This is a genomic window from Microbacterium sp. dk485 (assembly GCF_004570445.1).
GTDB classification, from domain to species: domain Bacteria; phylum Actinomycetota; class Actinomycetes; order Actinomycetales; family Microbacteriaceae; genus Microbacterium; species Microbacterium wangchenii.
This window is the reverse complement of the sequence record NZ_SPQW01000002.1, coordinates 433902-446019: the sequence shown is the minus strand read 5'-3', so window position 1 is coordinate 446019 and position 12118 is coordinate 433902. Positions and strand designations below refer to the sequence as shown.

Annotated in this window: 12 protein-coding genes; 2 read left to right on the top strand and 10 right to left on the bottom strand. The window is 70.3% G+C overall.

Features of this window, described 5'->3' with window-relative positions:
* From serA to otsA, 10 genes are all read right to left on the bottom strand, one after another.
* Nucleotides 1–1602 (bottom strand): phosphoglycerate dehydrogenase, encoded by a 1602-nt coding sequence (gene serA / locus E4V99_RS12830; RefSeq protein ID WP_135067232.1) that lies wholly within the window; start codon nucleotides 1600–1602, stop codon nucleotides 1–3.
* 129 nt (nucleotides 1603–1731) lie between these two features.
* Nucleotides 1732–2076: a bacitracin resistance protein gene (locus tag E4V99_RS12825; RefSeq protein ID WP_135067234.1), complete on the bottom strand. Its 345-nt coding sequence runs from the start codon at nucleotides 2074–2076 to the stop codon at nucleotides 1732–1734.
* Nucleotides 2073–2594 carry a DNA polymerase III subunit gamma/tau gene (locus E4V99_RS12820; protein ID WP_135067236.1) on the bottom strand — a complete coding sequence of 174 codons (522 nt, stop codon included), beginning with the start codon at nucleotides 2592–2594 and terminating at the stop codon, nucleotides 2073–2075. Before E4V99_RS12820 ends, E4V99_RS12825 begins: the two co-directional genes overlap by 4 nt.
* Nucleotides 2595–2805: 211 nt before the next feature.
* Nucleotides 2806–3423, bottom strand: coding sequence for a cyclodeaminase/cyclohydrolase family protein (locus E4V99_RS12815; RefSeq protein ID WP_167747772.1), 618 nt, complete (start codon nucleotides 3421–3423; stop codon nucleotides 2806–2808).
* Between the two features lie 70 nt (nucleotides 3424–3493).
* Nucleotides 3494–4519, bottom strand: a complete 1026-nt coding sequence (gene ilvC, locus E4V99_RS12810; protein WP_135067240.1) for a ketol-acid reductoisomerase — start codon at nucleotides 4517–4519, stop codon at nucleotides 3494–3496.
* A gap of 32 nt (nucleotides 4520–4551) precedes the next feature.
* Nucleotides 4552–5061 (bottom strand): acetolactate synthase small subunit, encoded by a 510-nt coding sequence (gene ilvN / locus E4V99_RS12805; protein ID WP_135067242.1) that lies wholly within the window; start codon nucleotides 5059–5061, stop codon nucleotides 4552–4554.
* A gap of 4 nt (nucleotides 5062–5065) precedes the next feature.
* On the bottom strand, nucleotides 5066–6868 hold the full coding sequence (locus E4V99_RS12800; RefSeq protein WP_135067244.1) for an acetolactate synthase large subunit: 1803 nt from the start codon (nucleotides 6866–6868) through the stop codon (nucleotides 5066–5068).
* 38 nt (nucleotides 6869–6906) lie between these two features.
* Nucleotides 6907–8607: a dihydroxy-acid dehydratase gene (gene ilvD, locus E4V99_RS12795; protein ID WP_135067246.1), complete on the bottom strand. Its 1701-nt coding sequence runs from the start codon at nucleotides 8605–8607 to the stop codon at nucleotides 6907–6909.
* A 9-nt stretch (nucleotides 8608–8616) separates the two neighbouring features.
* The gene (otsB, locus tag E4V99_RS12790; protein ID WP_135117500.1) at nucleotides 8617–9402 is read right to left on the bottom strand and encodes a trehalose-phosphatase; all 786 of its coding nucleotides are present in this window, start codon (nucleotides 9400–9402) and stop codon (nucleotides 8617–8619) included.
* Nucleotides 9399–10832 (bottom strand): alpha,alpha-trehalose-phosphate synthase (UDP-forming), encoded by a 1434-nt coding sequence (gene otsA / locus E4V99_RS12785; RefSeq protein ID WP_135067250.1) that lies wholly within the window; start codon nucleotides 10830–10832, stop codon nucleotides 9399–9401. The genes otsB and otsA overlap by 4 nt, the downstream gene beginning before the upstream one ends.
* A 114-nt stretch (nucleotides 10833–10946) precedes the next feature.
* On the opposite strand from otsA, the gene E4V99_RS12780 reads away from it, so the two are divergent.
* Nucleotides 10947–11201 (top strand): hypothetical protein, encoded by a 255-nt coding sequence (locus tag E4V99_RS12780; protein ID WP_135117499.1) that lies wholly within the window; start codon nucleotides 10947–10949, stop codon nucleotides 11199–11201.
* A gap of 11 nt (nucleotides 11202–11212) precedes the next feature.
* A complete protein-coding gene (locus E4V99_RS12775; protein WP_308195122.1) occupies nucleotides 11213–12061 on the top strand; it encodes an SDR family NAD(P)-dependent oxidoreductase in 849 nt (282 codons plus the stop codon).
* The last annotated feature ends 57 nt before the right edge of the window (nucleotides 12062–12118 follow it).

The window sequence follows — 12118 nt, the reverse complement described above, 5'->3', positions numbered from 1 at the left end:
TCAGGACTCGGTGATCTCGATCTGGCGGAACATGTCGGCGCCCACCGCTTCGCGCATCTTGGTCAGGATGGCGTCGGGCACCGGCGAATCCACCGTGAGCACCGAGAGCGCACGGCCACCGTCATCCGGCGCGACCTGCAGGCCCGCGATGTTGATGTTCGCGTCCCCCAGCTCCTTGCCGTAGATCGCCACGATGCCGGGGCGGTCCTTGTACCGCATCACGACGTGGTAGCGCTCCAGCGGCACCTCGATGTCGTACCCGTTGATCTCGACGACCTTGGGCACCATGCGGGTTCCCGCGAGCGTGCCGGCGACGGTCAGCACAGACCCGTCGGCGAGCGTGCCGCGCAGGATCGTGATGTTGCGGTACAGCGGGCTCTCCGGCTCGACGATGAGACGCACCTCGAGGCCGCGCTGCTCAGCGAACAGCGGCGCGTTGACGTAGGAGACGCTCTCGCTGACGATGCGGCTGAAGATGCCCTTGAGCGCGGCGAGGCGGTAGACGCTCACGTCGTAGGCGGCCAGTTCGCCGCGCACCTCGATGTCCAGGCTCGTGACCGCGCCGTCCGCGAGGCCGCTGAAGAACTGCCCGAGCATCTCCGCGAGGGCGATGCCGGGGCGCACGAACGGGTCGATGACGCCGCCGGCGACGTTGACGGCGTCGGGGACCAGGTCGCCCTCGAGCGCGAGCTTGACCGAGCGGGCCACGGAGACGCCGGCCTTCTCCTGCGCCTCGTGGGTGCTCGCGCCCAGGTGCGGCGTCACGACGACGTTGGGGAGGTCCAGCAGCCGGTGCGCGGGGCCGTCGGCGGCGGGCGGCTCGGTGCTGAACACGTCCAGACCCGCGCCCGCGATCTCACCCGTCGTGAGTGCCGTGTACAGCGCGTCCTCGTCGATCAGCCCGCCGCGCGCGACGTTGACGACGTAGGCGGTCCGCTTCATCCGCTGGAGCTGCTCGAGTCCGATCATCCCGGTGGTCTCGGGCGTCTTCGGCATGTGGATCGTGAGGAAGTCCACCTGCTCGAGGAGCTCGTCGAGGGTGACCAGCTGCACGCCCAGCTGCTGCGCGCGGGTACTGGTGACGTAGGGGTCGTACGCGATGACGCGCATGTCGAAGGCCTGCAGGCGCGCCGCGATGAGTGCACCGATGCGGCCGAGCCCGACGATGCCGACGGTCTTCTCGAACAGCTCGGTGCCGGTGAAGGCGCTGCGCTTCCACTGCCCCTGCGCCAGCGACGCGTGCGCGGCCGGGATGTGCCGGGCGAGGCTCAGGATGTGGCCGACGGTCAGCTCCGCCGCCGAGACGATGTTGGACGTGGGCGCGTTGACGACCATGACACCCGCCGTCGTGGCGGCCTTGATGTCGACGTTGTCCAGTCCCACGCCCGCACGGGCGACGACCTTGAGCTTCGGCGCCGCGGCCAGCGCCTCGGCGTCGATCTTCGTCGCGGAGCGCACGAGGATCGCGTTCGCGTCGGCCAGTGCGGCCAGGAGGGCCGGGCGATCGGTGCCGTCGACGTGTCGCACGTCGAAGTCGGGACCGAGCGCGTCGATCGTTGCGGGAGAGAGTTCTTCGGCGATGAGGACGACGGGGTTCGTCACAGAGGGATCCTTCTGGCGCACGGGTGAGGCGGGTTACGGCGCCGCCCACCTCCGGCCACGGAGGGGCGGCGAGGCCTCCGCCAGCCTAGCGCGGGCTCGCCCGTCTCCCCGACCGTATGACGGCCGCCCTCAGCCGCCGTACAGCGAGAACGACGTCACGGCGTAGGCGAGGATGTTCGTCCAGAACGCCGCAGCCACGGCGAGGCCGGCGACCAGGACGAGGGCGAACTCCCACGTCCGGCGGCGCCATCCGATGACGAATGCGACGGCGAAGGCGATCATCGGGAAGACGATGGGCAGGATGTGCACGAACCAGCCCCACCCGTTCAGCCCGAGTGGCCCGGACGCCTGGCGGATGAGGAGGTCCACGGCGCTCCACACGAGGTACGCGTAGAACAGCCCGATGAGGCCGGCGACGGCGAGGGCGCGCCACGGAGGCGTGGTGGCCCGTGCGCGTGCGGTGTCCGCGGTCATCCGAATGCTCCCGTCAGGAGGAACGGCCACGGCACCAGCAGCACGACGCCCGCGATAAGCCACGTGAAGCGCACCCATGTGCGCGAACGGCGCGTGAGGGAGTACGCGGCGGCGAACCAGATCAATGGCGCGGCGGCGGCGGCGATCGTGATCGTGATGAGCGCCACCGAGGGCACCGGGATGGCGCCGACGGACTGCAGCCGCACGCTCACGATGAGCCACCCCACGGAGTAGAGGATGAACGCGGCGGCGATCATCCCGACCCCGACGAGCCCCGCGTTCCCCAGGGGTGTGGGCTCTGCGTCGGCGGCGGTTTCGACCGCGCCACTCCCCCGGCCCACCGCGGTGAAGCCGCGCGGGAGCTTGCGCGACTCCGGCGCATCCGATGGTCTGCTCGACGCGCGCGGCGGCCGGCCGGATGGGCGCGGTGGGGCGGGCGCCGCCTCGGTGCCGGGGTCGAGCGTGGGGTCGTCGTCGCCGCCCCAGCTGAGGGCGTCGTCGTCGCGTCCGGTGCTCACTCCCCCAGCGTAATCCCCGTCGCATCCGCGCCCCCAGTCCACGCCCTTTCCGCGCGTGCGCGCCCCGCGTGCGCCCCCACCCCTCCGCGCCCCCAGCCCTCCGCGCCCCACATCCGCGCCTGTTCGGTGCGTCCGCGCCGCTTAGAAGCGTGGCGGATGCACCGAACAGGCGCGATCGTGGGATTGCGGGGCGGCGGGGCGGCGGGCCGGCTCAGTCGAGCGGCAGTGCGGCGAGGATCGCGTCGATCTCGGAGCGAGCGCGCTCGCTGCGGTCGCCGATATCGGACAGGCGGCCCAATTCCGCGGTGTCGGACCTGTCGCCGGCGTGCGAGCGGGCCAGGGCGATGTTGGCGCGCAGGTTGATGAGGGCGGCGCCCAGACCCGCCCGGAGCGATTCCGAAGCCACGCCGGTGTCGGCGACGAGGTGCGGATTGCCCACCTCCGCGACCAGGCGCAGCTGCGCGACGAGGGCGATGCCGACCTCGGCCAGATCGGCGGAGGATGCTGCGGCCGCCACGGCCGCGTCGTACAGGCGGGCGCTGCGGTCGGGGCCGTCCTCGCGCAGGGCGGCGCCGAGGGCGACCGACCGCACGCCGTCCTCCTCGGATGCCCGCAGGGACGCCGCGCGCAGCTCCCGGACCCGCTCGCCCGCCTCGGCGGCGACGGGCTCGTCGGGCGTGTACCCGCACACCATGTGCAGGAGGGCCGCGGCGAGGGCCATCATGACGCCGGCGGCCGATCCTCCGCCGGGCGCTCCGGTGGGCTCGGCCAGGCGCGCGAGCCACTCGTCCATGGCCAGGGAGGTGGGAACATCCGGATCGCTCTGCATCCGTTCACGATAGCCCCGGAACGCACGGATGCCCCGGACCGCAGTGGCCCGGGGCATCCGTCGAGGAAGGTCAGCGCGCAGCCGAGCCCTCCGTGTAGTCGCTGTCGGTCTGCTTCCACGCGAACAGCGAGCGCAGCTCCCGGCCGGTGGCCTCGATGGGGTGACCCTGCTCCTTCTCGCGCAGCGCGAGGAACTCGGGGGCACCGGCATCCTGGTCGGCGATGAAGCGCTTGGCGAACGCGCCGGACTGGATGTCGGCGAGCACGGCCTGCATGTTCTCCTTCACGCGCTCGTCGATGACGCGCGGGCCCGAGACGTAGTCGCCGTACTCCGCGGTGTCGGAGATCGACCAGCGCTGCTTGGCGATGCCGCCCTCCCACATGAGGTCGACGATGAGCTTGAGCTCGTGCAGCACCTCGAAGTACGCGATCTCGGGCTGGTAGCCGGCCTCGGTGAGGGTCTCGAACCCGTACTGGACGAGGTGGCTCATGCCGCCGCACAGGACCGCCTGCTCGCCGAAGAGGTCGGTCTCGGTCTCTTCGGTGAAGGTGGTCTTGATGACGCCGGCGCGCGTGCCGCCGATGGCCTTGGCGTACGACAGGGCGGTGTCCCACGCGGTGCCCGACGCGTCGCGCTCGACGGCGATGATGTCGGGGATGCCGCGGCCGGCGACGAACTCGCGGCGCACGGTGTGACCGGGGGCCTTCGGCGCGACGAGGATCACGTCGACGCCCTCGGGTGCGTCGATGTACCCGAAGCGGATGTTGAACCCGTGCGCGAAGGCGAGGGTCTTGCCCGGGGTCAGGTTGTCGCGGATGCTGTCGCTGTAGATGCCGCGCTGGTGCTGGTCGGGCGCGAGGATCATGATGAGGTCGGCCCACTTCGTCGCGTCGGCGACGGAGAGGACCTGGAATCCGTCCTCCTGCGCCTTCGCGGCCGACTTGGAGCCGTCCTTGAGCGCGATGGCGACCTCGACGCCGGAGTCACGCAGGTTCAGCGCGTGCGCGTGGCCCTGGGAGCCGTATCCGACGATCGCGACCTTCTTGCCCTGGATGATCGAGAGGTCGGCGTTGTCGTCGTAGAAGATCTCTGCCATGGGGTTCTTTCTCTTTGGTGGGTGGGATGCTGTCAGCCGCGCAGGACGCGTTCGGTGATGCTCTTGCCGCCTCGGCCGATGGCGACGAGGCCGGACTGCGCGAGTTCCTTGACGCCGAAGGGCTCGACGGCGCGCAGGAACGCGTCGACCTTGCCGTGGTCGCCGGTGATCTCGATGACGAGCGCGTCGGGGGCGTAGTCGACCACCGATGCGCGGAAGAGGTTGACGACCTCCAGCACGTGCGAGCGCGACGCGTTGTCGGCGCGCACCTTCACGAGCATGTGCTCGCGCTGCACGGAGCTGGCGGGGTCGAGTTCGACGATCTTGATGACGTTGATGAGCTTGTTCAGCTGCTTGGTCACCTGCTCGAGCGGGAGGTCTTCGACATCCACGGCCACGGTGATCCGCGACAGGCCCGGGATCTCGGTGACCCCCACCGCGAGCGAGGAGATGTTGAAGCCGCGGCGGGCGAACAGGCCTGCCACACGCGTGAGCAGACCGGGCTTGTCCTCCACGAGGAGGCTCAGCACATGACTGGGCATCGTCTCAGTCCTCCTGCTCGAAGGCGGGCGAGTGGTCGCGGGCGTACTGCACGTAGCTGTTGCTGACGCCCTGCGGCACCATCGGCCACACCATGGCGTCGGCGCTCACGACGAAGTCGATCACGACGGGCCGGTCGTTGGTCTCCAGGGCCGTGCGGATGGCCGCATCCACGTCCTCCTCCTTCTCCACCCGCAGGGCGAGGCATCCGTAGGCCTCGGCGAGCTTGACGAAGTCGGGGATGCGGATGCTGTCGTGGCCGGTGTTCAGGTCGGTGTGCGAATACCGGCCGTCGTAGAACAGCGTCTGCCACTGGCGCACCATGCCCAGCGAGGAGTTGTTGATGATCGCGACCTTGATCGGGATCTTGTTGATGACGCAGGTGGCGAGCTCCTGATTGGTCATCTGGAAGCAGCCGTCGCCGTCGATCGCCCACACCACGCGGTCGGGCTCGGCGACCTTGGCGCCCATGGCTGCCGGCACCGAGTAGCCCATCGTGCCGGCACCGCCGGAGTTGAGCCAGGAGTTGGGGCGCTCGTACTTGATGAACTGCGCGGCCCACATCTGGTGCTGGCCGACGCCGGCGGCGTACACGCCCTCGGGCCCGGTGAGCTCCCCGATCCGCTGGATCACGTGCTGCGGGGAGAGCAGGCCGTCTGTGGTCGGGGCGTAGCCGAGGGGGAACTCCGCCCGCAGCCCGTCCAGGAACGACCACCACTCGGAGATGTCGGGCGTACTCGTGCCGACGACGTCGCGGTACGCGGCATCCAGGTCCACGAGCACGTCACGCAGATCGCCCACGATCGGCACGTCGGCGACGCGGATCTTGGAGATCTCGGCGGGGTCGATGTCGACGTGCACGACCTTCGCGTCGGGGGCGAACAGCGCCGCCTTGCCGGTCACGCGGTCATCGAAGCGCGCGCCGAGGGAGATCAGCAGGTCGGATTCCTGCAGCGCGAGCACGGCGGGGACCGTGCCGTGCATGCCGGGCATCCCGAGGTGCTGCGGGTGCGAGTCGGGGAACGCGCCGCGGGCCATGAGCGTGGTCACCACGGGCACGCCGGTCGTCTCGGCGAAGGCGAGCAGCTCCTTGGACGCGCGGGAGCGGATCACGCCGCCGCCGACGTACAGCACGGGCTTCTTCGCGGCGGCCAGCAGCTGCGCGGCGGACTGGATCTGCTTGCCGTGCGCCTTGGTCACCGGACGGTAGCCGGGAAGGTCGATCTTCGGTGGCCACACGAACGGCGCCTCGGCCTGCTGCGCGTCCTTCGTGATGTCCACGAGCACGGGGCCGGGGCGGCCGGTCCCGGCGATCTCGAACGCCGCCGCGATGGCTCCGGGGATCTCCTCGGCGCGCTTGACGAGGATCGAGTGCTTGGTGATGGGCATCGTGATTCCCACGATGTCCGCCTCCTGGAACGCGTCGGTCCCCATGAGGGTGGAGAAGACCTGCCCCGTGATGCAGACGATCGGCACCGAGTCCATGTACGCATCGGCGATGGCCGTGACGAGGTTGGTCGCGCCCGGTCCCGACGTGGCGATGGCGACGCCGGTGCGTCCGGATGCGGCGGCGTAGCCCTCGGCGGCGTGGCCGGCGCCCTGCTCGTGCCGCACGAGGATGTGGCGGATCTCGGACGTGTCCATGAGCGGGTCGTAGACCGGCAGGATCGCGCCGCCGGGCAGACCGAACACGTCGGTGACACCGAGCAGCTCGAGGGAGCGGACGACCGCCTGCGCGCCCGTGAGCACGGGCGCGGGCGCGGTGCGAGCGGGTGGCCGGGGAACGGCCGTGGCGGATTCGGCGGGCATGGTGATTCCTCGCATGCAGATGGTTGAAGGGACGGCGATTACCCCGTGACCGCGCCCTCCGCAGCGGAGTGCACGAGCTTGGAGTACTTGGCCAGGACGCCACGGGTATAGCGCGGGGGGAGGGGCTCCCAGCCAGAGCGGCGGGAGTTCAGCTCGGTCTCGTCGACGAGTAGGTCGAGAGTGCGAGCCGCGATATCGACCCGTATCAGATCACCATCGCGCACGAAGGCGATGGGACCTGCGTCCACCGCTTCGGGTGCTATGTGGCCGATGCACAGGCCGGTTGTGCCGCCTGAGAATCGTCCGTCCGTCAAGAGTAGTACATCTTTTCCGAGGCCTGCGCCCTTGATGGCGGCGGTGATGGCGAGCATCTCGCGCATGCCGGGGCCGCCCTTGGGGCCCTCGTAGCGGATGACGACGACGTCACCGGCGGTGATCTCCCCGGCCTCCAGCGCGTCCATCGCGGCGCGCTCGCGCTCGAACACGCGCGCGGGACCTTCGAAGACGGCGGCGTCGAATCCGGCGGTCTTCACGACCGCCCCCTCCGGTGCCATCGAGCCGTGCAGGATCGTGATGCCGCCGGTGGCGTGGATGGGGTTGTCGAAGCTGTGGATGACGGTGCCGTCGACGGGGTCGGGGTCGAGGTCGCGGAGGTTCTCGGCGAGCGTCTTACCCGTCACCGTCAGGGCGTCGCCGTGCAGCAGTCCCTCGTCGAGCATCGCCTTCATGATGACGGGGATGCCGCCCTGGCGGTCGACGTCGTTCATGACGTAGTTGCCGAACGGCTTCATGTCCGCGATGTGCGGGACCTTGTCGCCGATGCGGTTGAAGTCGTGCAGGTCCAGCTCGACCTCGGCCTCGCGCGCGATCGCCAGCAGGTGCAGCACGACGTTGGTGGAGCCGCCGAGGGCCATCGCGAGGGCGATGGCGTTCTCGAACGCCTCCTTCGTGAGGATGTCGCGCGTCGTGATGCCCAGGCGGAGGAGGTTCACGACGGCTTCGCCGGAGCGGTGCGCGAAGTAGTCACGGCGGCGGTCGGCCGACGGCGGGGCGGCCGAGCCGGGGAGGCTCAGCCCCAGTGCTTCGGCGACGGAGGCCATCGTGTTGGCGGTGTACATGCCACCGCAGGCGCCCTCCCCCGGGGCGAACGAGCATTCGATGCGCTTGAGGTCGGCCTCGCTCATACGCCCGGCCAGGCACGCCCCGACTCCCTCGAAGGAGTCGATGATCGTGATCTCCTTCTCGGTGCCGTCCGACAGCTTGACCCAGCCGGGTGCGATCGACCCGGCGTAGAGGAAGACGCTCGACAGGTCCAGGCGCGCGCTGGCCATCAGCATCCCGGGGATGGACTTGTCGCAACCCGCCAGCAGCACCGTGCCGTCGAGGCGCTCGGCCATGACGACGGTCTCGACGGAGTCGGCGATGACCTCGCGCGAGACGAGGGAGAAGTGCATGCCCTCGTGGCCCATCGAGATGCCGTCGGAGACCGAGATCGTGCCGAACTGCAGCGGGTAGCCGCCGCCGGAGTGCACGCCCTCCTTCGCTCCCTGGGCGAGGCGGTCGAGGCTCAGGTTGCAGGGAGTGATCTCGTTCCAGCTCGAGGCGATGCCGATCTGGGGCTTGTCCCAGTCCTCGTCGCCCATGCCGACGCCGCGGAGCATGCCGCGGGACGTGGTGGCTTCGATTCCGTGGGTGACCACGCGGCTGCGCGGCTTGATGTCGATGGTGCTGTCGGGCATTCTCGCAGTCTATTCCCGACGCGCTCCCCGCATCCGCGCGAGCACGTCCAGGAGGTCGGCGAACGCCGCGATGTCGGCGACGGTGACGGTGGCCGCGGTCTCCCCCGGCCCCACCCGCACGCCCAGGTCATCGCGACCGAGCGAACGGATGGCGTCCTCGTCGGTGACGTCGTCACCGGCGAAGAGCACCGCCGTGGCGCCCGTGCGTTCGCGCAGTGTCCGCACGGCGGTGTCCTTGCCCTCGTGCCGGAACGCGTACTCGAGGATGTTGTGGCCGGTGCGTCGCCGCCACGCCGGCGCGTTCGCGCGCACGAGGTCGTCGACGACCCGGTTGGCGTGCTCGGCCGTCACCGCATCGGCCCGGCGGGTGTGCACGCCGAGCCCGAAGGTCTTCGGCTCGATCCACACTCCTGCCATCCCGCGCGTGGCCTCTTCGGCGAGGCCGCGCAGGCGGTCACGGAGGGCGACCTCCTCGGCATCCTCCTGGGGCTCGATGGCGCCGATGCCGGGCTGCCAGTACTCGGCGCCGTGCGACCCCGCCAGCCACAGCGGCGAGGCGTCGTCATGTTCGGCGATGATGCGGAGATCACGCAGGCTCCGCCCCGAGACGAGGGCCACCACGGTGTCGGGCAGGGCGGCGAGCGCCTCGACGGAGCGGCGTGCGGCCGGCAGCATCCGCGCGTCCATGGGCTCGTTCTGCAGCGGCGAGAGCGTGCCGTCGAAATCGAGCGCGACCAGCAGGCGCGGGGTGCGGGCGAGGGGCTCGAGGAGGTCCTCTGCGACGGTCGTGGTCATGCCGTCACCGCCTTGGCGCGGTCGTGGAAGACGGCGAGCGCGTCGAGGAAGTCACGCGACCAGTCTTCGACATCATGTTCGCGCACGCGCCGTCGCAGGGCCCGCATCCGCCGGCCCTGTTCACCGGCGGGCATGTCGATCGCCCGCATCACCGCGTCCTTGAGCCCGTCGATGTCGTGCGGGTTGACGAGGATCGCGCTGCCCAGCTCGTCGGCGGCGCCGGCGAACTCGCTGAGCACCAGAACGCCGCGATTGTCCACGCGACTGGCGACGTACTCCTTGGCCACGAGGTTCATGCCATCGCGCAGCGCGGTGACGAGCATGACGTCGGCGGCGAGGTACAGGGCCACCATCTCTTCGCGCGGATACGCCTGGTGGAGGTAGCGGATGGCCGTGTGCCCCATGGTGTCGTAGTCGCCGTTGATGCGCCCGACGGTCAGCTCGATCTCATCGCGGAGCTGGATGTAGGCCTCCACCCGCTCCCGGCTGGGACTGGCCACCTGGACGAGGGTGACGTCGTCGACGCTCACGCGGCCGTCTTCGAGCAGCTCCCCGAACGCCTTGAGACGATGGCGGATGCCCTTGGTGTAGTCCAGGCGGTCCACCCCGAGCAGGATCTTCTTCGGGTTGCCCAGGCTCTCCCGGATCTCCAGCGCGCGCGCCTGGATGTCCGGACGCTGGGCGAGCTCGATGTACGAATCGGCGTCGATGGAGATCGGGAACGCCTTCGCCAGGGCCGTCCGCGTGCCGCCCGCGCCGTCGGGCACGGAGATCCCGGACGCCTTCGTCTCGTAGCGCAGCTGGCGCCGCACCGCGCGGGCGAAGTTGCCCGCATCGGCGACGCGCTGGAAGCCGATGACATCCGCACCCAGAAGCCCCTCGAGCACCTGCCGACGCCACGGCAGCTGGGAGTACAGCCCGTATGCCGGGAAGGGGATGTGGTGGAAGTAGCCGATCGTCAGGTCCGGCCGCGCCTCGCGCAGCATCTTCGGAACGAGCTGGAGCTGATAGTCCTGCACCCACACGATGGCGTTCTCCGCCGCGACATCCGCGGCCGCGTCGGCGAAGCGCTGGTTGACCTTGACGTAGGCCTCCCACCACTGCCGCTTGAACCGGGGAGCCGCGATGACGTCGTGGTACAGGGGCCAGATCGTGTCGTTGGAGAACCCTTCGTAGTAGTTCTCGACGTCGTCGGCGGAGAGGTTCACCGGGACGAGGTGCGTCCCCTCGAAGTCGAACGGTTCCAGGTCGAGGTCGGCTTGACCGGCCCAGCCCACCCAGGCACCCTCGGCCTTGCGCATCACCGGCTCCAGCGCGGTCACGAGACCGCCGGGCGAGCGGCGCCAGCCTCCCTCGTCGTCGGGGTCGGCGTCAGCGATGCGGTCGACCGGGAGACGGTTGGCGACGACGACGAACTCTGCCTGGGTCACGCGGGCTCCTCCATGCGGTGTTCCCCCCAGGCTACCCCGCAGCCTCCGGCGCTCCCGGGCCCTTGCATGTCAAGCCCGCGCATCCCCTATCGTCGGCACCGATAGCGTGGGCGCATGCGCAAGTACCTCTTCGGCACCGGTCTTGTCAGCGCCATCACCGGCGGTCTGACGCTCCTGCGGAGCCTTCGCAGCAACGACCCGTTCACCTGGCGCACCGCGCTGGCGTTCCTGAGCTGGGGCATCTCGCTCGCACTGGCCATCGGCAGCGTCGTCGACACGCGCCGGGCCACGCGGGGCGGCATGGTGCCGTCGGACTCCCCCGTCTCGGGCAAGGAGCAGAAGCTGCTCCGCAAGCGCCTGCGCGCCTGACCCCGCCTCCCGTGGCCGCCTCCTCCCCCGTCCGCGGCTCCGTCGTGCTCATCACCGGCGGAGCGCGCGGCATGGGCGAGCTCTACGCCCGGCGGGCCGTCGCCGCCGGTGCCCGCGCCGTCGCCCTGTGGGACATCGACGCCGACGCGGCGACCGCCCTGGCGCACGATCTCTCCCGCTCGGGCACGGACGTCCGCCCCTACCGCGTGGACGTGTCGCAGCTGGCGGACATCCAGACGGCGGCGGCTGCGGTACGGGCCGACCTCGGGTCACCCGACATCCTCATCAACAACGCCGGGATCGTCCGCGGCGCACCGTTCTGGGAGCACGACCCGGTGCGCGACATCGAGGCGACTCTGCGGATCAACACCCTCGCGGCGATGTGGCTGACCCGGGAGCTCCTCCCCGACATGATGGCCGACGCATCCCGGCCCAAGCGCATCCTCAACATCGCCTCCGCGGCCGGAACGCTCGCCAACCCCAACATGAGCGTGTACGCCGCGTCGAAGTGGGCGATGATCGGCTGGAGCGATTCCCTGCGGCTGGAGCTGGCGAAAGGCGGGCACCGGCACATCGCCGTGACGACCTACTGCCCCAGCTACGTCTCCACGGGGATGTTCGAGGGCGCGCGCGGACCGCTGCTCACCCCGATCATGACGCCGCAGCAGGCCACCCGAGCCGCGTGGAACGGGATGCTGCGGGGCACGCCGATCGTCATGCGGCCATGGACGGTGAAGCTCGCGACGGCCCTGCGCGGCGTGCTCCCCACGCGGGCGTGGGACCTCGTGGCCGACAAGGTGTTCCGCGTCTACTCCTCCATGGACCACTTCACCGGTCGAAGCGGAGGGCCGCGACTATAGCTCGCGATTCCCCGGCCCGCGAGGGGGTGAGGAGCGCCAGAGCGACGACGCAGGCTG